The sequence below is a fragment of the Vibrio eleionomae genome, from assembly GCF_009874545.1.
In the GTDB taxonomy this organism is placed as follows: domain Bacteria; phylum Pseudomonadota; class Gammaproteobacteria; order Enterobacterales; family Vibrionaceae; genus Vibrio; species Vibrio nitrifigilis.
This window is the reverse complement of the sequence record NZ_WEKT01000003.1, coordinates 30117-51311: the sequence shown is the minus strand read 5'-3', so window position 1 is coordinate 51311 and position 21195 is coordinate 30117. Positions and strand designations below refer to the sequence as shown.

21 protein-coding genes and 1 pseudogene are annotated in these 21195 nt (G+C 43.9%); all 22 read right to left on the bottom strand.

Annotated elements, in window-relative coordinates; translation table 11 throughout:
* Positions 1–3: 3 nt before the first annotated feature.
* Complete coding sequence (gene fliR, locus F9817_RS02495) at positions 4–786, bottom strand: flagellar biosynthetic protein FliR (RefSeq protein ID WP_161153385.1); 783 nt, start codon at positions 784–786, stop codon at positions 4–6.
* 9 nt (positions 787–795) lie between these two features.
* Positions 796–1065, bottom strand: a complete 270-nt coding sequence (gene fliQ, locus F9817_RS02490; protein ID WP_161153384.1) for a flagellar biosynthesis protein FliQ — start codon at positions 1063–1065, stop codon at positions 796–798.
* A 13-nt stretch (positions 1066–1078) separates the two neighbouring features.
* Positions 1079–1753, bottom strand: a pseudogene (fliP, locus tag F9817_RS02485) (flagellar type III secretion system pore protein FliP); the annotation flags it as partial.
* Positions 1754–1940: 187 nt separating this feature from the next.
* Positions 1941–2333, bottom strand: coding sequence for a flagellar biosynthetic protein FliO (gene fliO, locus F9817_RS02480; RefSeq protein WP_161153382.1), 393 nt, complete (start codon positions 2331–2333; stop codon positions 1941–1943).
* Positions 2334–2336: 3 nt separating this feature from the next.
* A complete protein-coding gene (fliN, locus tag F9817_RS02475; protein ID WP_161153381.1) occupies positions 2337–2747 on the bottom strand; it encodes a flagellar motor switch protein FliN in 411 nt (136 codons plus the stop codon).
* A gap of 17 nt (positions 2748–2764) precedes the next feature.
* Positions 2765–3826 carry a flagellar motor switch protein FliM gene (fliM, locus tag F9817_RS02470; RefSeq protein WP_161153380.1) on the bottom strand — a complete coding sequence of 354 codons (1062 nt, stop codon included), beginning with the start codon at positions 3824–3826 and terminating at the stop codon, positions 2765–2767.
* 7 nt (positions 3827–3833) lie between these two features.
* Positions 3834–4331 carry a flagellar basal body-associated protein FliL gene (gene fliL, locus F9817_RS02465; protein ID WP_161153379.1) on the bottom strand — a complete coding sequence of 166 codons (498 nt, stop codon included), beginning with the start codon at positions 4329–4331 and terminating at the stop codon, positions 3834–3836.
* A 46-nt stretch (positions 4332–4377) separates the two neighbouring features.
* Positions 4378–6210 carry a flagellar hook-length control protein FliK gene (locus F9817_RS02460; protein WP_237476184.1) on the bottom strand — a complete coding sequence of 611 codons (1833 nt, stop codon included), beginning with the start codon at positions 6208–6210 and terminating at the stop codon, positions 4378–4380.
* 207 nt (positions 6211–6417) lie between these two features.
* Positions 6418–6867: a flagellar export protein FliJ gene (gene fliJ, locus F9817_RS02455; RefSeq protein ID WP_161153377.1), complete on the bottom strand. Its 450-nt coding sequence runs from the start codon at positions 6865–6867 to the stop codon at positions 6418–6420.
* Between the two features lie 43 nt (positions 6868–6910).
* Complete coding sequence (fliI, locus tag F9817_RS02450) at positions 6911–8239, bottom strand: flagellar protein export ATPase FliI (protein WP_161153376.1); 1329 nt, start codon at positions 8237–8239, stop codon at positions 6911–6913.
* Positions 8239–9045: a flagellar assembly protein FliH gene (fliH, locus tag F9817_RS02445; RefSeq protein ID WP_161153526.1), complete on the bottom strand. Its 807-nt coding sequence runs from the start codon at positions 9043–9045 to the stop codon at positions 8239–8241. Before fliH ends, fliI begins: the two co-directional genes overlap by 1 nt.
* A 63-nt stretch (positions 9046–9108) precedes the next feature.
* Positions 9109–10155 carry a flagellar motor switch protein FliG gene (gene fliG, locus F9817_RS02440; protein WP_161153375.1) on the bottom strand — a complete coding sequence of 349 codons (1047 nt, stop codon included), beginning with the start codon at positions 10153–10155 and terminating at the stop codon, positions 9109–9111.
* Positions 10148–11845: a flagellar basal-body MS-ring/collar protein FliF gene (gene fliF / locus F9817_RS02435; protein WP_202436324.1), complete on the bottom strand. Its 1698-nt coding sequence runs from the start codon at positions 11843–11845 to the stop codon at positions 10148–10150. Before fliF ends, fliG begins: the two co-directional genes overlap by 8 nt.
* A 73-nt stretch (positions 11846–11918) precedes the next feature.
* Complete coding sequence (gene fliE, locus F9817_RS02430; protein ID WP_161153373.1) at positions 11919–12230, bottom strand: flagellar hook-basal body complex protein FliE; 312 nt, start codon at positions 12228–12230, stop codon at positions 11919–11921.
* Positions 12231–12334: 104 nt separating this feature from the next.
* Entirely contained in the window at positions 12335–13777 is a 1443-nt protein-coding gene (locus F9817_RS02425; RefSeq protein WP_161153372.1) for a sigma-54-dependent transcriptional regulator, read from the bottom strand.
* A complete protein-coding gene (locus F9817_RS02420; protein WP_161153525.1) occupies positions 13777–14829 on the bottom strand; it encodes a sensor histidine kinase in 1053 nt (350 codons plus the stop codon). Before F9817_RS02420 ends, F9817_RS02425 begins: the two co-directional genes overlap by 1 nt.
* A gap of 142 nt (positions 14830–14971) precedes the next feature.
* Positions 14972–16444, bottom strand: coding sequence for a sigma-54 dependent transcriptional regulator (locus F9817_RS02415; protein ID WP_161153371.1), 1473 nt, complete (start codon positions 16442–16444; stop codon positions 14972–14974).
* Positions 16445–16683: 239 nt separating this feature from the next.
* On the bottom strand, positions 16684–17082 hold the full coding sequence (gene fliS, locus F9817_RS02410) for a flagellar export chaperone FliS (RefSeq protein ID WP_161153370.1): 399 nt from the start codon (positions 17080–17082) through the stop codon (positions 16684–16686).
* Positions 17083–17093: 11 nt separating this feature from the next.
* Positions 17094–17399 carry a flagellar protein FliT gene (fliT, locus tag F9817_RS02405; RefSeq protein WP_161153369.1) on the bottom strand — a complete coding sequence of 102 codons (306 nt, stop codon included), beginning with the start codon at positions 17397–17399 and terminating at the stop codon, positions 17094–17096.
* 1 nt (position 17400) lies between these two features.
* Positions 17401–19380, bottom strand: a complete 1980-nt coding sequence (fliD, locus tag F9817_RS02400; RefSeq protein WP_161153368.1) for a flagellar filament capping protein FliD — start codon at positions 19378–19380, stop codon at positions 17401–17403.
* 20 nt (positions 19381–19400) lie between these two features.
* Entirely contained in the window at positions 19401–19862 is a 462-nt protein-coding gene (gene flaG / locus F9817_RS02395; RefSeq protein ID WP_161153367.1) for a flagellar protein FlaG, read from the bottom strand.
* A 72-nt stretch (positions 19863–19934) separates the two neighbouring features.
* Entirely contained in the window at positions 19935–21065 is a 1131-nt protein-coding gene (locus F9817_RS02390; RefSeq protein ID WP_161153366.1) for a flagellin, read from the bottom strand.
* Between the last annotated feature and the right edge of the window lie 130 nt (positions 21066–21195).

Sequence of the window (21195 nt, the reverse complement as noted above, 5' to 3'; positions counted from 1 at the left end):
CTCCTAGCAACTGGAATGAATTAGGCGACACAATTGCTGTTCACCATGGGACCAGAAGAGATCGTATTGATTATATAACCCGCCGATAATGTACCAGCACAGTAATAAACCAACTAAAAGAGCAAATGAGAAACCCAAAGAGAAAATATTTAATTGCGGTGCTGCACGGGTCATGACACCAAACGATAAGTTCACCGTCAATAAAGCCACAATTCCTGCGAGTGACATACTCAACGCTACTTTAAATATAGTACTTAACCACAAAGCCAATTCACGAAAATCGACAGCTGTTAGCGAACCACTACCGATAGGAATGGTTTTAAAACTGAGCACCACTAAGTGGATCATTTCTAAGTGTCCGTCGCTCGCCAAAAAAAACATGGTTGCTAAGAACATGAATAATTGACCAAGCAATGGTGTGCTTTGACCATTCGCAGGATCGACCATAGACGCAAAACCTAAGCTCGACTGCATACCTAAAATTTGCCCGAGTAGCACAAAAGTTTGAATCATAAACTGGGTAATCATCCCCATTGCAACACCAATTAAAATCTGCTGAAAGGTAATAATCAGACCTTGCAACGAAAATAATTCGATATTACCGGGGATAGCCGGAATAGCAGGCATCACAGCAAAGGTAATCGCTAGACCTAAAAACAGTCGAATTCGCGATGACACAAAGCGGGCACCTGTCACAGACATGACCATTAACATGGCCGATATGCGGGTATAGGGCCAGAAATAGTTGGCAATAAAGTCGAGAATCACACTCGCAGGATATTCCATATCGAAACCTTAGTGCAAAACCTGCGGCAAGCGTTCAATCATGGAATAAAAGAACTCCATCAGCATTTGCGTCATCCAGTGGCCGAAAAACATCAGCGCCAGTAACGTCACAATCAAACGAGGTAAAAAGCTTAATGTCTGTTCGTTGATGGATGTGGCTGCTTGAAATACAGCAACGACCAAACCGATTAATAAGCTAGGTACAACAATAGCCGACACCATGATGAGGACGATCCATAGAGCATGACGAAAAAGCTCAACAAATATTTCTGGTGTCATTATCTGTCCTCCATCACATCACAAAACTGCCGGCTAACGTCGACAGAATTAGGTTCCAGCCATCAACTAATACAAATAGCATCAGTTTAAATGGTAAAGAAACAATCATAGGTGACAACATCATCATACCCATGGCCATCAACACAGATGCCACGACTAAGTCGATGATCAAAAAAGGTAAAAACAGCATAAACCCAATTTGAAAAGCCGTTTTTAATTCCGATGTAATAAAAGCGGGAATCAGAATCGCCATTGATACATCTTCTGGCTGATCGACCTTAGCGCCGGCGATATGTACAAAGGTTTCCAAATCTTTTATACGGGTCTGTTTAAGCATAAAAGATTTCATCGGCTGCTCGGCCTGAGCAAACGCTTGGCGCGCATTAATTTGCTCATTCAAGTAGGGCTGAATTGCACGATCATTAATTTGATTGAATACTGGTGCCATAATGAAAAAAGTCAGAAACAGAGCAATACCAATAATGACCTGATTTGATGGTGTTTGTTGTAGTCCCATCGCTTGGCGTAAAATCGACATCACCACGACAATACGCGTGAACGAGGTCATTAAAATCACCATGGCAGGCAAGAAACCTAACATGGTCATTAACGCTAAGATTTGCAGATTAATCGAATAATCTTCACTGCCATCAGGATTAGTCGTCACTGTTAACGCCGGAATACCGCCATTTTTATTAGTGATTGCGATAGACTTTGCACCATTAGCACTTTGTGTCGTGCTAGTCGATATACTCATCGTTGGACCACCAGCAGAATCTTGCTCTTGCTGAGCATAGCTCGCAAATGGCGTCATGAGTATGACCACGCTGAGGCTGAACAGTAAACACCCTTGTTTGAGATGCTGATTTATAGCCTTAAGAAGATGATTTATCATGCTTTTTCAACAGTTGGGAAAGTTGCGTAGCAAAAGGAGCAGTCGAACTTTCCTCTTGCGCAAGTGGGGTTTCTAATTTAGCAATAAGTTGGATAGATTGAGCTGTAGCACCAATTAAAAATTGCTCTTCTCCGGCTTGAATAATCATGACACGCTCTTTGGTCCCAACAGGTAGTTGGCGCACAATACTTAAACCTTTCTGCTGCCCCATGCTTGGCAGACGCATACGTTTAAGTAACCAGCCTAAAAATAAAATCAACGCAATAACGAACAATAGCGACCCTAACGTGGTCGCTATATCAAACGGTTCCGGTACTTCACTTTGAGCCCATACGGGGCAAGAAACGACCGTTAAGCCAATGATTTTCTTCATTCGCTATCTCAGTTTCTTAATGCGTTCAGTTTGGCTGATAACATCAGTGAGACGAATACCAAACTTATCGTTCACGACAACCACTTCGCCGTGAGCAATCAAAGTACCATTGACCATCACATCTAACGATTCGCCTGCAACTCTATCTAACTCAACAACTGAACCTTGGTTCAATTGCAGTAAGTTACGAATACTGATTTTTGAACGCCCGACTTCCATAGAAATAGTGACAGGAATGTCCATGATGGTATCCAGTTTTCGACGCTCATCATCACTGATTGGCGCTGAAGTGTCTTTCAACTCATCAAGAGGCGCAGCTAAGACTTCGTCGACATCTACTTCAGGCGCATCAGGATCTTCACCTAAGGCAGCAGCCCACTCATCGGCTAGCTTTTGATCTTCGCTTTTTGACATTTGTGTTACCTTTTTTCTTAATCTAAGCCGTTAGACTCATCTTCGGCCTCTTCATTTTCAAGTTCGGCAATAATATCCTTACCTAAAAATGCCAGATCAGTTTTAACTACATCTGGGCGGCGGATTTTTTCTGATATTTGTACCGCTAGCTTGTCATTACTCCGCCCCATTTTTACGCGATAAGTCGGTAATTCTTCAACAAACATAACAGCATGTTTTGGCATATCTATCGGTATAATATCGCCAGGTTGCAATTCCATCAAATCTCGCAGTGCAATATTTTTTTCCAATAAATTGACGCGAAAGTTAACTGGAACATCCATGATTTCTTCTTTCAGCGCCGAGCTCCAACGTACGTCCGTTTCCATTTTATCGGACTGAACACCCGCATCGAGCAACTCGCGAATTGGTTCAACCATCGAATATGGCATCACCACGTGAAAATCACCGCCACCACCGTCAACTTCAATATGGAACGAGCTGACAACAATCACTTCCGTCGGACTAACAATGTTCGCCATACTTGGGTTAACTTCTGAATCCAAGTACTCAAATTCAACGCCCATGACCGGCGACCATGCTTCTTTGTAATCGCCAAACACAATTTTCAACAGCAGTTGAATGACTCGACGCTCTGTCGGAGTAAATTCTCGCCCTTCAATACGTGCATGGTAGCGCCCGTCACCGCCAAAAAAGTTTTCTACAAGAATGAAAACGAGACGAGCTTCCATGGTAACTAACGCCGTCCCTTTTAGGGGACGAAAGCGCACCATATTTAAACTGGTTGGTACATACAGAGTGTTTTGGTATTCACCAAATTTCATCATCTGTACGCCGTTAATCGATACCTCAGCGGTTTTACGCAGCATGTTAAACAAGCTGATCCGCATGTGACGCGCAAAACGTTCATTGATCAATTCCAAGGTCGGCATGCGACCACGGACAATACGATCTTGCGATGAAAAGTCGAACGAAACCGTATCGGCTCCCTGTTCCTCTACCTCATCTTCGGCATCATCGACGCTGTCAACGCCATGCAACAACGCATCAATTTCGTCTTGGCTTAATAGATCGGTCACAGCACACCTATTGCATTACAAAATCAGTAAATAAGACACGTTCAATCACTGGGCTGCCTACTGCTTTTGACAATGCCATTTTGATATCTTCTGTCGCCTTATCGCGTAACTCTATTCGTCCCGTAGGGGTACGAAGTTGCTCTACCGTCGCAGCTGCAAAAGTGGAGAGAATCGTACTTTCGATCAATGGTGAATGATAACGAGCAAGATCTTCATTTTTCGAGCCACGCACCATCAGTTGTACTTTTACTTGAACCATCCGATTACGCTGGTCACCCGTCACGTTAAATACAAACGGTTGGGCAATATTGACATAAGCAACTGGTTCAACAGGTGTCACAACCTCTTCTTTAGGATCACTGTTAGCCGCTTCGTCGCCACCATCATCCCCCATCAAGAAAAAAGCCGCGCCACCACCAACAGCAAGTAACACCACAACGGCGATAATAATGATCAGTAATTTACTTTTGCCCTTGGGCGCGTCTTGTACGTCTTCATCTGCCATAGTCTTTCTATGTTCCTACGCGGTTATGTTATTCATTTTTCTTATTTTAAGCGTAATAACTAATTCCATCACGCTTTGATGTGACATTCAAATCAACTTTGACGTCTCCATCAAGATTTTCTTGCTGTCCTGGCAACTGACTGCTGTTAGTTTGACCATTTCCAGAAGCAAAACTCTGTTGCTGTTGTTGTCCCCCCCCTGAATGCTGCTGTACAGAGGTTCCCCCCAGCTGGACACCTTGTTGAGACATCATTTCACGCAAGCGAGGCATTGATTGCTCAAGTGCATCTCGAGCATGTTGATTAGCAACGGTAAAATGCACAGATGCACCACCGTCATTATGCATATTCATTTTGATATGTAGACGACCAAGCTCTGGTGGGTCGAGACGAATATCGACACTTTTCAAGTTTTTAGACATCATCATCTGTACTCGCTCTGCTAATTGATCAGCAGAGTCTTTAGACAATTGTAGTGGAGATGAAGCAACTTGCTGCGCTTGCTGCGTACCATCGGCTCGCTGTAACTGTTGTAAAGAATGCAAACCTTGCCCTCCAGCAGCAGCCGCTAGTTGATTTGCTAATTGGGATTCTTTACCGCTTAACACCGAGTTTTTCCCAGTCACACCAGCTAATGCTTTTGCTCCTAACGCTTCTTTTAGTGCCGATTCATTCAGCGCTTTTTCTTTGAGAAGATTCACCCCTGCAGCAGGATTAAACGCTCCAGCCACGGTTTGATTACTATCGACTTGCTGAGCCACATGGGTTGCACTATGACCTTGCAATTGTGCAGCTAAAGCCGTCTTATTCTCACCTTGATTCAGTTGCTGTAGAGCTTGTTGCAACGCTGCAGGAGACAAATGCTGTCCTTGTCGAGCCGCTGCTTCTTGAATTAACTGTATTTTTTGTTTATCTGATAACGCGGCTAACTCTTGAGCTTGGGGGGGCATATGTCCTGCGGCCAAAGCACCTAACTGCGCTTCAACCTGAGGTAACGCCGCTTGCTGCTGCTCTTGCTCTCTTTTTGCCACTAACAGCTGTTTCAGCTGATCATCGGTGAGTTCTGGGTGTTCTTTTTTCACTTGAATTAACTGAGCTAACTCTTGCTCAGTAATTGGCTTTTCAGCTAATACATCGGTTGCTTCTGCTGTTGCTGAGCTAGAATGCAACGCTTGCCATTGTTTTAAAGCACTGAGTTCTTGTTTACTTAACACAATCTCTGGTTTAGATTCATCCTGCCCATTGTGCTGTCCTGCTTTAACCAATGATTGAGGCGATATTTTAATTGCCGAATGCTCATTACCTAGAGGCAATGAATTGCCGTCTGAACCTTTCGTCAACGTTTGATTCGCTTGTTGCAGTTTGCCTAGCAGTTCACTGCCCTTAGCCATCACTTGAGCCGTTTTTTCTTTAGCACTCGGTTCAGCTTTTGCTGCTGCGACGTCCTGTCTAAATGTCTCTAATTGCGGTTTTTCTTTCAGTTGCGCTGCTATTGCTTGCTCTAACTGTTTTAGATTCAAACCCTTACTGTTTGCTAAATGGGTTAGTTGTGAGCTATCAAGTTGTAGTAATTGCTTAACTGATAACTCAAGCAGTTTTCCATCTTTATCCGTGAGAGCCTGTTTCAATAAGTCATCTGCGCTAACCGCCGCTTTTCCTTCACTCTTTACGTCGCTCTTCACATCACCCTTGGCATCTGGTTTACCGGTAACTTGTACAGATTCGTCCTCCGTTCCACCAAACATTAACGAGATGAGCTTATCGAAAAACCCTTGATGATCATCAGCACTTTCACTTTTGTCGACTGCTTCAGCCCCTTTGCCTTTGACAGCAACCGTTGCTTTTGACGTATCTACTGTTGGGGTTGTATTGACATTCATATCCATTATCTCGTATTCATGCGCTTAGTAGCTAAATATCACTAATGCTCAGCAACTTAGATGGGGTAGCCATGGCCTGACCACCATAAACCGTAAGAACGAAACATCAAACGGCAATCAGAAAATCTTTATTCAATGCGATTTTTGCAAGATTCAAGCCACATATTAATGGGGAGGGAAACGAATATAGGAACAACGTAAATAATGCTACGAATCAGAATTTAGACGACGGCGATTAAAGCTCAGTGTAGAGAATTCATCCATCATTTTCTGTTCGCGCTTCTCTTCAGCAAGTTGCTGTTCGTGTTGTTTTTTCTCGATCAACCATTCATAAGAACGCCGTTTTTTTCGAACTTCTAACCAATGTTGTTCACAGTTAGTTACTTGCTGCTTAAAGTGATTTTCTGCCTCACGCTGCTTAGACAGTGTTTCATCTAACTGGTTGAGAAAACGCTGTAGATGCCCGTACTGACTCGCCGTTAACCCTTCTTTACCACGATCAATCAACTGTTGGCAGTAATCCATTCGATACTGTTCAATTTGTTTAAGCTGTTGATAGTAATTATCAAGCTCAGTTCTAGACTGATTAAGCGCCATAACCGCTTTATCTTCATTATCTTTGGCTTGCTGTAGAAGAAACTCTAACGCACTATCCATTTCATTTCTCCTTCAGCTTTAGCACAAGATGCTCAAGCTACAATTATTCACTTTGCACACCTAGCACATTACGTAACATACTCAAGCACATATCATAAGGTACAGACTCTTTCATACTTTGCTGCAGATATTGATCTAACTGTGGCTTAAGAGTAAAGGCACTATCAATCGCTTGATCCGTACCAGGCTTATAAGCACCAATCGACACCAAATCTTGGTTTTTACGGCAAATAGACAGTACTTGGCGCACCGCTTTCGACATAAGAACGTGTTCTTCATTGGTGACCTGCGGCATAACACGGCTCACTGATTTTTCCACATCAATGGCTGGATAATGCCCAGCATCCGCCATTTCACGCGATAGCACAATATGACCATCAAGAATCGCTCGAGAGGCATCTGCAATTGGGTCCTGTAAATCATCCCCTTCCGTCAGTACGGTAAAAAATGCCGTGATAGAACCTTGATTCGGACCACCATTACCCGCTCGCTCTACGAGCGCAGGCAATTTAGCAAATACTGAAGGCGGATAACCTTTTGTTGCAGGCGGTTCACCTACTGAAAGGGCAATTTCACGTTGGGCTTGGGCAAAACGAGTTAACGAATCCATGAGCAGTAATACATCTAAGCCTTGATCGCGAAAATATTCAGCGATAGTCAGTGCGGTTTGGCACCCTTTCAAACGCATTAGCGGTGAAGAATCGGCAGGAGCAGCAACAACAACCGAACGCTGACGACCTTCTACACCCAAAATTTCTTCAATGAATTCTTTTACTTCGCGACCACGTTCACCAATCAGACCCACGACAACAACTTGCGCGGTGGTGCCTCGCGTCATCATGCCTAAAGTGACCGATTTACCCACACCTGAACCTGCAAATAGCCCGATGCGTTGCCCTTTTCCCACGGTCAATAATCCATTGATCGCCTTAATACCAACATCCAATGGTTCATCAATGGGTTTTCTTGCTAAAGGGTTAATAGGCTCAGCACTAAGGGACGCTCGATTTTCGGTATAAAGCGGACCTAATCCATCAAGGGGATTACCCACACCATCGACAACCCGACCGAGAAGCTCCATTCCTACAGGCATTCCAGCTTCTTGAGTAAGCGGTGTGACTTTTGCACCTGGCAAAATGCCATTGATTTGTTCACTTGGCATGAGGAAGAGGTTATCACCTGAAAATCCAACCACCTCAGCTTCCATATCACCATTCATGGTTTCTATTTGGCACAAACTACCAATAGGTGCTTTGCATCCAGTAGCTTCCAGAGTGAGTCCAACCACACGAACTAACTTACCCGATGCAATCGGCCGACTCGTCAGTCCTTGGACTTTATAATTGGAAAGTCGCTCAGATAGAGACAGCATTACTCAATTCCTGCGTGATGACGGTTAGCTGCACAAAATTGATTAAGAACGGTACGAATTCTCTCTTCTAACCGGTAATTGACACTGGAGTCACTCGCTTCAATTTGTACATCACCAATATCTAATGCAGGTTCAGCCACAAGAGTCCAATTACGGAAATCCAGCTCCTGGTTCCCATAGGCTTGCTTAACAATTGCAACATCATCCGGATGCAATTTAAGTGTGATGGCATGACCTGCAATGGGTAGTGATTCTACCGATTGCTTAATGGTATCGAGGATAATTTGTGGATTGGTTTTCACTTCAACATGCACGACTTCTTTAGTTAGCGTTAACACCATATCCACCAGCTGTTTCTCAACTTGGGCATTCATCAACTCAAGGGGCTGAGCAAACTGATTAGCCAGTTGGACAAAACGTTCAACTTGTTCTTGAATATGTTCCTGACCGGCGGCGATACCTTCTTCTTTACCAGCAACTAAGCCTTCTTCGTGACCGGATTGGAACCCGGCTTCTTTACCCTGCTCTAAACCCGTTTGAAATCCTTCCTCTTTTCCTTGTTCAAGTCCTTCTTGGTAGGCGGCTTGACGGATTTGTTCAATTTCTTCAACTGAGAGAGGTTTAGGTTCTTCGACTTCGGGTTCATCAAACGAAGGCATCCAGCCAGGGTCATAATTCATGGCTGTTTCTTTAGCAGTTTTCGCCGATTCCGCACCGTAGTCAGGTAGGCCCCAACGTTTTGCTTGTTGCTCTTCTGCGGCGTTGGAATCTGGGCGGATAAACCCTCGTTTTCTTTCAACAGGCATCATGAATCCTAAGTCAATTACTAAAAGAACGAGAAGGAGGCACGAGCGCACCTCCTGAAGGCATTACAAGAACTCGTCAGCACCACCAGACAACATAATTTCGCCTTGGTCGGCCATCTTACGAGCAATTGCCAAAATTTCTTTCTGTGCCGATTCGACATCGGACACCTTGATTGGAGGCATCGCTTCCAAGTCGTCTTTCATCAATTCAGCCGCACGTTTCGACATGTTTTTGAAGATCTTATCACGCAGAGCGTCATCGGCGCCTTTCAATGCACGTTGTAATACATCTTGAGGTACATCGCGCAGCAGTTTTTGAATACCTTGGTCATCCACTTCAACCAAGTTTTCAAAGACGAACATAAGATCTTGAATCTGCGTTGCGAGGTCTTCATCTTGCTCACGCATTTGGTCCATCAACAAGCCTTCAACGTTATTGTCGAAGTAGTTCATGATATCAGCAGCCGCTTTAAGACCACCAATTTTCGCGGCTTGAGCACCCGCTTGACCAGCAAATTGTTTTTCCATGATTTCGTTCAATTCTGCCAACGCAGACGGTTGAACTTCTTCTAGGTTTGCAATACGCATCATCAGGTCGAGACGGTCACGCTCCGCAAACTGAGCCATAATTTCTGCTGATTGATCCGGCTCTAAATAGGAAAGAACAATAGTTTGTATTTGTGGGTGTTCGTTGACAATAATGCTCGCCACCTGGCGCGGATCCATCCATTTGAGTGAATCCAGACCTTTCGACCCCGTACCCAACAGGATCTGATCGACCAAGTTATTTGCTTTATCTTCACCTAACGCAGCGACTAATGCATTACGCATAAAGTCTTCACTACCCATACCAATATTGGTGTATTTCTGAATATCTTCCAGAAATGCACGGTGAACTAACCCCACTTTTTCTTGGCTGAGGTCTTTCGCTTTCGCCATGGCACTACCAACACGTTGAACCTGTTTCGGTTCTAAGTGACGAATAATCCCCGCCGCATCTTCCTCATTTAAACTCAATAACAGAATTGCTGCGCGATCTTCGCCAGAGATCTCCGAAATATCAACGGTTGATTCTACCACTTCTCCACCATTTTCTTTTGTATCAGGCATTTTGCATCCAGTTCTTAACTACTTGAGCCGCCAATTCAGGCTCGTTGGCAACCAAGGCACGTACGGCTTTCAGTACGTCCTCATCCTTGTGCAAGTTTGGTAAATCGATACCACTACCAAACTCAAATAGTTCGCCACCATCAATATCACCACCAATTAGGCTTGTTTCACCATCAGCACCAATCGGTAACCCATCAGGACCATACAAAGTATCTTCGTCGCCCACAGAAGCAGGGTTGAGTAGTTTTTTCAGTGCTGGGCGAACCAGTACGAGCACAACTACAATAATAACGAGAGCACTTGCTAGCCAACGAACCCAGTCACTGAAGTTCGGATTCTCCCAGATAGGAACATCTTGAGCTTCTGCAACTTCAGGCTTAGCAAACTGCATGCTCAGCACGTTTAACACATCACCACGATTTTGATTAAAACCGACAGTCCCAATCAGAACTTGGCGAATTGAATTTAGTTCCGCTTCGCTCAGCGGTGTATAGGTGACATCCCCAGTCGTAGGGTCAACTGTCTGACGATTTTTTACTGCGACAGCAACCGTCTGACGAGCAATCACCCCTGTTTGTTTACGCTCATGACTAATTGTAGTATCTAACTCATAGTTTCGAGTGGCTTCTTTATGTACTGAACCTTGTCCCATACTGCCATTCTTCATTTGAGCTACATCTTCTGGAATAGAAGCATCCGCAGGAGGTTGGTTACTTAACGCTCCAGGCACACCAGCCGTAGTATTACCATTGTTATAATCTTCTAACGTATATTCACTACGAGTTGACGGTGTTTTCGGGTCAAAACTTTTACGAGTCTGCTCTACAGCACTGAAATCAAGATCAATATCCACTTGTGCGGTGTAATTACCCAAGCCCAAAATTGGAATCAAGACAGAATCAATTTTTTGTCGTACGTCCTGTTCTTGTTTACGTTCGAGTTCTTGTTCTTTACGACGCGCTGTAGAAATAGGGTCTTGGGAGCCTGAATTAAGCAATCGTCCATGTTGGTCTGTCACCGTTACTCGAGTTGGAGACATCCCAGGAACAGCACTAGAAACCATATCGACGATAGAATCGACTTCTTCTTGTTTAAGTGATGTTCCCATATTAAGTGTTAAAAAGACCGAAGCAGAGGCTGGCTGATTTTGGCGAACAAAAACACTCTCTTTCGGCATAGCCAGAAGTACCCGTGCTTTACGCACCTGACGCATTTCTTCAATAGTCGTTGCTAACTGTCTTTCACGACTCAGTTTTAAACGTTCTTTCTCAAGACGCTGAGAAACACCAAACCCCATATCTTTTAGCAAGATATCATCGCCAGCAGAGTCAGTGTTAGTATTTAGCCCGGAACGGACCATATTTAATTTCAAATTATTGTAATCAGAAGATGGGACGAGAATAGTATTACCATCAAGCTTGTAATCTTGTTTTTGCTGATCAAGATAATCAAGGACAGGTATCAATTCTTCCGTTTGATATACGCCAAGTGGACGCATTTCAGGCTCTCGAACCCAAAAGAACAGCATTACGATTAAAGCAACACAAATCGAAATCGACAGAACCAGTACGATCTGACGTAATAAATCCAGATCGCCCATCCCAAAATCCAATTTGTTCGAGCGCTTCTCTTCAAGATCAGGGTTTTGTGTTTCCCCACTCAAAGCTGCCTGTTCAGTGCTCGGCATCATTGCATTATCACCGCCGCCACTCACAGCAAGATCAGTGGTATGATTCTCTTCAGCCACAATTACTACCTACTTGTTAAACGGGCATATTCATCAATTCTTTATACGCATCAACAAGTTTGTTGCGTACTTGTATCGTGGCTTCAAAGGCCACACTCGCTTTATTTCGTGCAATCATGACATCGGCAAGTGACACGTTTTCATCCCCACGGTCAAAACGAGTTTGCATATCCCCAGAGGTCTTCTGCAGTCCATTTACGTTATTGATCGCCTGTGACAGCATTTCACCGAAGTCTGCGCCAACCTTTTGACCCGTTGCTGCTGGACGAGAACTCGCAGCTTCAAGCTTCATTGTCTGCATTTCACTTTGTAAACCGTCTAATCTCATCACAACCTCGTGCCAAATGTTTGACTAAAATTTATTCACTATTCTTTAAGGAGCAAGTTACATGCCATACCATTACGAATCGCCCACCGGCGGTGGCGAACAGATTAGCCTGGGATATCAATCCCCGCATCACGCATTTTTGCCAGCTTATAACGTAATGTTCTTGGGCTAATTCCTAGCTTTTCAGCCATCTCCTTACGGCGACCATTACATTCAACTAATGTGTCCATAATGATCGCGAACTCTTGATCACGAAGTTCATCACCCAACCCCACAGAAGATTGAGCAACTGGCTGATCGTCAGTGTTTGAGTAGCCACCAAGTGCTTTGGATAGTTCAGGATCTGCTATGGGTTTAACCGTGGGTGCAACTGCAGTTTCAGCTTGTACAGCTTGCTGTAAACTTGACGCATCTTGCCAATCCAAACCTTCAAGCAAAATGTGTTCAGCATCGATTTCGGCTTGCTCACTTAAAATAAGTGCACGCTGCACCACGTTATCAAGCTCACGCACATTACCTGGCCATTGATACTGTAATAACTTGTTAATAGCAGCCTGAGTAAAATTAGGGACTGGCATTCCGAGTTTTTTACAATGACGCTCCACTAAGTGGTTAGCAAGAGGAGCAATATCTCCCTTGCGGTCACACAGTGCTGGCCAAGCAATTGGAAATACGTTTAAACGATAATATAAATCTTCACGGAAATGTCCTTCTTGGACATACTGCTTGAGATCTCGGTTGCTCGTTGCTAATACCCGTACATCCAACTTAATACTTTTACGACTACCTAGACGCTCCACTTCACGTTCTTGTAACACACGTAATAGTTTAGCCTGCAGGTTAAGATCCATTTCACTGATTTCATCGAGTAAAATGGTTCCGCCTTGCGCTTGTTCAAATTTACCAGGGCACGCTTGAACCGCACCAGTAAACGCCCCTTTTTCGTACCCAAATAGAGTTGCTTCCAGCATGTTGTCAGGAATTGCGGCACAGTTAATCGCGACAAACGGACCATCTTTGCGCAATGAAGCGTTATGTATGTAACGCGACATCACTTCTTTTCCTGAACCACTAGGGCCAAGTACCATGACACTTGCATCTGTTTTCGCTACTTTATCAGCAAGCGCAAGTAATTTAAGACTTTTTTCATCAGCCACAACCGCATCGCCGTTATCATCAGACTTCACTGGAGCGTAGCGACTCACCATATTTAACAGCACTTCGGGAGCAAATGGCTTAGCCATATAGTCAATGGCTCCTTCCTTCATTGCTGACACTGCATCTTCTATATTGGCATAAGCTGTCATAAGTAACACAGGTAGGTTTGGCCAGTGCTGCTTGATATTACGCAACAGAGCAAGCCCACCCATTCCCGCCATTTGCACATCAGAAACAACGATATCCACAGCGTCACTTTTAAGTTTCACTAGGGCATCTTCTGCACAATCTGCTTCCAGCCACTCGTAACCAGCAAGAGCTAAAGTGTCAACTAACGCCTCGCGTAGACCTTCATCATCTTCAACGATTAAGACTTTACTTTGAGCCATTATGCTTCTCCAGTTTCTGTTGAGTCGGGGCTGATCTGACGTTCAAGAGGAATGCACATAGTAAAACATGCCCCTTCTTCATTAGATGAGATCAGTTCCAAGCGCCCATCATGCGCTCGGCATACCATTTGTACGACAGCAAGACCCAGCCCAGTGCCTTGTGAGCGAGTAGTAAAAAACGGCTCCATGATCTTGCTCTGTAATTCTTTGGGAACACCGGGACCGTTATCTTGTACGGAAATCTTTAGTTCACCATTGACAGGACGAAAGAACACATCAATTTGGGCACCTTTGCCCACAATTTGAATCGCATTCATAACTAAGTTACTGAGCGCTGACGCAATCGCATTGGCATTACCCAATAACATAGTCTGCTCTTCTTCTACTTCCTGCACATAATCAATCTGGTTGTTACGTAACGCGGTTTCCACCATAGGATGAAATTCATTCACCAATTCACCAATTGTAAAAGGCTTCACCACTTTGTTATCGCCCCCCTTGGCAAACAGCAACATGTCATTGACCTGCTTTTCGAGATCATGGAGTCGATCAACCAGCTTAGTTTGAAATCGCTCTCGAGTTGTTGCTGGTAAATTAGGAGCACCTAGATTGGAAGCGTACAACATTGCACTAGACAGCGGTGTACGCACTTGGTGAGCCAGTGAGGCAACCATACGTCCTAATGAAGAAAGACGCTGTAAATCACTCACTCGAGCTTGTAAAAGGCGGGTTTCCGTTAAATCGGTGACCAAAATTAATTGCCCGGTCGCTGAAGCTGAGATCGCCAAACGAACCTTACGGCCATTGCGTAACGAAATTTCATGCCCATCGTCATCACGTGGGGCAAACGCCGTTTGAATAATGGTGAACCACTTTTCACCCACTAATGGCACATCTAACAACCGTTGCGCTTCTGGGTTCGCTTCCCGAACAATGCCCTGTGTATCTAAAAGGATCACACCAGCAGGCATCACATCAAGTACTTGCTGATAGCGAGTCACCTGCTCTTCTAGAGAGTCAAAGTGTGAATGTTGCTCCATCGCATTGTCCATCGTCGAAAAACCGCCTAATACAAATAAACAATAGTCTAACACGCAAGAGTCATGCCAGACTATTTTTCTTTATTTACAATTGGTTATCTAGGTGACAATTTATTGACAACAACCATTAAGTGCCAACTCGATCACACTTTGACTAGCGCTGCATATTATATTTACGCATTTTTTCCACTAGAGTAGTTCGACGCATACCTAACATGTCTGCGGCTCTGGCAACAACACCAGCTTGCGCTTCAAGTGCTTGATTTATCATGCTCACTTCTAGATCTGATAACATTTCTTTCAGATTAAGCCCTTCGGGAGGTAAAGACTGAGGAGCATCAACGCCAGCCATAAAATCATCCGTATCATCAAGAGAGAAATCTTCAGCAAAGATATTTGCTAACACATCTCTCTCCTGCTCCTCCACTGATTGAATATCGGTATCATGCAATTGCGGAGAAAATTCAGGAACATCACTATAACGATACTTAGCTGGCAAGTGGTTTACATCAATCAAACTGTTTGGATACAGAATGACCATCCGTTCAACAAGATTCGCTAATTCACGCACATTCCCGGGCCAATGATGCTCCATCAATGAGTTAATCGCTCGAGGAGTAAAACTGATCGGTTGACTGCCTTCCGACTCCATACGAGACATAAGCTCTTGTAGCAACAAAGGTACGTCTTCCTTTCTATCTCTCAGAGCAGGCATTTCAATCGGAAATACATTCAAGCGATAAAAAAGATCTTCACGGAAAGACTCTTCAGCAATCATCTGTTCAAGGTTGCGATGAGTGGCAGCAACGATACGCACATTAACTTTAATCGTTGTATTCCCGCCAACTCTTTCAAAACTACGTTCTTGTAACACGCGCAATAACTTAACTTGCATCGCCATCGGCATATCACCGATTTCATCAAGGAAGAGTGTGCCACCTTCGGCTAATTCAAAGCGCCCTTTTCGAGACGTAATAGCTCCTGTAAAAGCACCTTTTTCATGGCCGAATAGTTCACTTTCCAGTAAGTCACCCGGGATGGCACCACAGTTAATCGGGACAAAAGGGCCATCTTTACGTGATGAATGGTAATGGATATTTCGAGCAACAACTTCTTTCCCTGTCCCCGATTCACCTAGTACCAAAACATTCGCTTCTGTGTTGGCTACCTGGTCAATCAAATGACGGATATGCTGAATGCCATGACTTTGTCCAACCATACTGCGATATAAACTGTCATTTTTCAGCGGTAAGTTAGCTTGTATTCCTTGGCGACTTAAGAATTCCTTACAGCAACGTAAGGCATCACACACTTGAATATAATTCAGGGGGAACTCAAGCTCGCCTAAAAAATTAGAGTAATCAGCAATAGAATAAGGCTGCTTACCTGCAACAAGCAGAGGAATATGATTGGTTCTTAGTAATACATCGGCTAAAGATTCGGGTAGCGTATTACCACTGATGGATCCAAGAATGCAGCCAGCCCAAACAGATGACCATTCAATTTGCTCAATCTGAGAAGACGATATGGACTCACATTGCTCTCCTACAAATTCTAATATGGTATTGAGACTGTGACGCGTCGCTGCATCATCTTCAATCACAATTAATTTTGCTAAACCTTGCATAGGTGAGAATAATTGCCTTAGTTCTGGGAAGTTGCTCTCTGTCGATTGAAAACCGTCACTTAATCTGACAATTTTCTGTCACATCCGTTTTAACGATAGTCAATAATATGAAAACAGCAACAAAAAAAGCCACGTGGCTACTACGTGGCTTTTATTGTATGTGATAAAAATTTAAATACAACCAATCGCTTATAAGTTGAGACAGCGAATTATTGTTTTTTTGTTAACGAACTACCCAATTACTGAGCTGTCAAATTGTGATACTCAGTAGGTATTTGGTCCCAAGCTGACTTAATTTCGCGTACGATATCGATGACGTCATCAATTGGCTCAGCAATATTCTGTTGATTGGCAGTCGTAATCTGACCAATCATAAATTCATACAATTGATCCAAATTTTTTGCGATGTCACCACCATCGTCCATCGACAAACAGCCTCTCAAGCTAATGATGATATCTAAAGCTTTACCAAGACGTTCACCTTTTACAGGGATATTCCCCTGCTGCATAGCTGCTTTACCTTGAATTAAACGCTCGATAGCGCCAGCCATTAGCATCTGAACGACTTTATGCGGTGAGGCCGCACTTAGCTGGCTGTCCACTGATACTTTTTTGTACGCCTGTAAAGAACCACGCATAGTCTTCCTCTTCATAAAAACTTTTTGTATTGCTGAACGGATTTATTCCCATGACGATATCGACGTAATTGTTCACCGATTACCGACGTCTTTGACTGCATCAATTCAACAAGCTGTTGTGTATGACTTATTGCATCACGCCACTGTTTTGATTCGGCTACCTGTGGATGTTCGGCCACGTAAGGTATTAAACTCTGCAATAACTGTTCTCTCTTATCGACCATTTGCACAATTTCTTCAGCGTCAAAATCATTAGTCTTAAGAGTTTGTTCAATTAGGTGATCTAAATCACATAATTTTTGAAGTTGGTCCGTCATCTCACTGACCTAACGCATTCATCATTCCAGCTAATTGAGAATGCATTTTACTGGTTGCATCTTGCATAGCTTCGAATTTGTTGTGCGTACGTTTCTCTAAATCTGACATACGGCGGTCTAACGTACTTTGGTCATCACGTAAACGACGAGTTTGCTCTGAGAGGGTTCGTTCTCGTGTACGAATAGAGCCAGTCACTCCTGTCATATTTTGAATGGCGTCTTCGATACGTTTGGCAAATCCATCTCGACCACCAAAAAATTCTCCTAACTTATCAAAGTTATTCACTAATTGACGGTTGAGCAAATCATAATTGATTTCTAAGTTACCTTGACGAGTGGTGGTAATACCAAGCGAAGTTAGAGAATTCATGGTTTCAGGAGCATCATTCACTGGTTCAGAAAAAACCGCTTTCAAACGAGCATCTGCACTACGAGTAATACTATCCCCTGCCAAAGGCCCTGCTTTCCCTGTGGTTGGATCGACGTTACCTAAACTTTGGTTGACCTGATAAAACTGATTATAGGCACTGACAAATTTTTCAATGTAAGAGCGTACCGTGTCACGGTCATATTCTACATCGACATCAGGCGGACGCTGATTTGGATCGGTCTTCGCCTTTAACGTCAAATCGACACCTGCAATAGCGTCTTCAATCGTATTGTTATTACTCGATAACTTAGCGACGCCATCAAGAATGACCTCTGAATCTTGGGCTTCTTGAACTTGGCTTAAACCATTGTAGTGATCAAAAGAATCTTGCGCGGCTTTGAGGTTATTCTGCGCAGTTTCTACTTTGTCTAAATAAGCACGTTCGTCAGGCGTTAACTTGGCTCTTTCCGCATCTTTTGCTTGTTCCGGCGTCATTTTGCCGCTTTGAACTGCCGCCTCAATTTTTTGCTGCTCTTTATTTAAAACTGCCTGCAGTTTTTTCTCAGCTTCTTTAGGGGTGACGTAGGAGTCATACAAAGTCCCTGAGGCCGTATTTGTCCAACCGGGTACATCCTTGGATTTTGCTTGAGCTTTTTGGTCGAGTTCTGGTTCTGGCTCTTTGTAAGAGTCAAGTAACGTGCCTGATGCAGTCTCGCTCCAACCCGGAATACGATCTTGTGGTCGAACATATTTATTCGAACCATTTACTGTACTGCTTGCTTCTGGATTGGTTGGATCAACTGCTTCACCAGCTGGTTGAGCTGTTTGAGATGCTTTTTCAATTTCTTGGGCAACATCTTTATCCACGATGTGCGCTGCATTCTCAATTTTTTCAGCCACCTTTGCGGCAATTTTTTGCTGCTGTGGTGTCAGTGGATGCAACAATTGCTGTGCTTGGGCACGAGCTGTTTCGAGATCTTTTACTCGATCAGCCAGCGTTTTGAATTCAAGACTTTTTAGTGCATCACCCGATTTAGCTTCAACAGAAATACCAATCCGGTGATCTTTACCTGTTTGGTCTGACGCTAAAATAAGACGTGGACCGTTAGTATCTTTAATGACTGCCGCGCGAACCCCAGGGTTCGCTTTATTACTATTAATGCCATTAACAACATCCATCAAACGTGAATAGGATGAAATATTGACATCAAATGAACGGTTACCTAAGGAAATATGCAGCTTGCCCGGTCCGAATTGTTGACGCTCGTCAAAAGGATTTGACGCCAACTTATGGCTTTGAGCAAGCTGCAACACATCGACTGAATACTTGCCAGCTATGGCATCAGTAGTCGCTGTTGCCGAGACTGCTTTTGAATCAGATGAGTCAACTTTTCGTGAAGCGAATATTTCATTCTGACGAAAGTCACTCATCAAATTCTTCATGGCATCCAACGACTCTCTGAGACGACCATAAGCACTAATACTAGCGGTCACCTTGGCGCGATCATTATCGATGCGTTGCTGCTTAGGAGCACGCTCAGCACCGACAATTTTCTTCACCATGGCATTTATATCCATGCCAGTATTCATACCCATTGGGCCGACACTCATTCAATCACCTCATAAAACAATCACACTTTGGCATTTACAAGACCAGATTTATGGTCTTGCTCTTTCGCTAAGCGGCGCAGTACCTCAAGCATTTCTTCTTCAGGAATTTGACGTATGACATCGCCTGTTGACGCTTCATAAATCGTTACTACCTCTCGACCGGATTCCTTGTCCATTCTGAAAGAAAGCCCCTTATTAATGGAATTAACAAAATCATGCATCTGTTCCATCATTTTAGCGCGTTGCTCCTCATTGAGTTGCTCCCGTTTACGCACCATTTCATTGGTTGCGTCAACAGCACGCCGGCGACGTTCTCTCATCTGTTCAGTTGCAGGATCGGGCATCGAGCCTGCACCTCCGACAGAGGGTTGTTCATCCTTCGAATTCGAAACGCGTTTCACGCTATCGTTTTCTGAAGCAAGTTTAATGCCATTTTGTGAGCCGTAAGGCTGGATGTTCGATGCGTAGGACGGTACTTCCATAACAATCTCCCTTCCACCTCTAGGTGACTAGACAGCTATATGCCACCTATAAGCCCATATAAGTCTACTGGTTTAACCCAGTAGGCTTAGAGCCGCAGATGGTGACTGCTTAGCTTGCGCCAACACAGATGTACTTGCTTGTTGCAATATCTGAGCTTTCGTTAAAGCAGTCGTTTCTTTAGCGTAGTCAGTATCCTTGATGCGACTACGAGACGCATTGACGTTCTCGTTGATATTTTCGAGGTTACTGATCGCATGCCCAAAACGGTTTTGGAACGCCCCGAGTGATGCTCGATGGCTATCAACCGCTTTCAACGCGCTATCAATAACCGATACCGCTTCTTGTGATCCACCGATCGTTGATACGTTAATATCTTTGACCGTCACATTCTTACCTTGTTCAAAGCCAAGTGAAGAACCTAGATCACCACCAATCGTCACATCGCCTGTGATCTTTTGCGAAGAAGCAAACAGTTGTAATTTACCGCCTTCTCCGACCGAAGCGTTGATATCGTCACTTTGACCATTGATGAATGTCGCTAATTCTTCTACGTCATCACCCTTTTTGGCCGTGATCGAAACATTTTTAGCTTCACCTAATGAATTAGTGTAGCTAAAAGTGATGTCTCGAGCATCACCCACTTTCCAATCAGAGCCTAGGGCTTGTTTGGTATGGTATGCTCGTCCACCCATTTCAATATTGTCTGAACGTAAATCACCCATGCTCAGTTTCACAGCTTCTCCAGAATCGGCACCAATCTGAAACGACTTACTACCAAATTTGCCGTTCAAAAGTTTGTTGCCACCAAAAGAAGTTGTTTCAGCAATACGATTTAATTCATCGTTTAGCGCAGAGACTTCTTCCTGAATTGCATCACGCTCAGATCGAGAGTTGGATCCATTTGATGATTGCAACGCAAGATCGCGCATACGTTGAAGAATGTTGGTACTTTCACCCATTGCACCTTCTGCTGTTTGCGCAATAGAAATACCGTCATTCGCATTTTTAACAGCCATATCCAATCCTCGACTTTGAGAAGTCAAACGATTGGAAATCTGTAACCCGGCCGCATCATCCTTCGCACTATTAATGCGATATCCAGACGACAACCGTTCCATGGACTTTTGCGAACTGTCTGCCGCGCCATTTAAATAGCGCTGAGCAGTCATCGCAGACACATTTGTGTTTACGTTAATTGCCATAGTGATCTCCTTTGGCGGATAGTTGATGCATCTTCGAGTCTCTCACCTCTCTCCGATACATCTCATTTCTCTCGTAGTCTATAACGGCCCCTTCTATACATCCTTTAGATAAAATAGTGTTTATTTATTG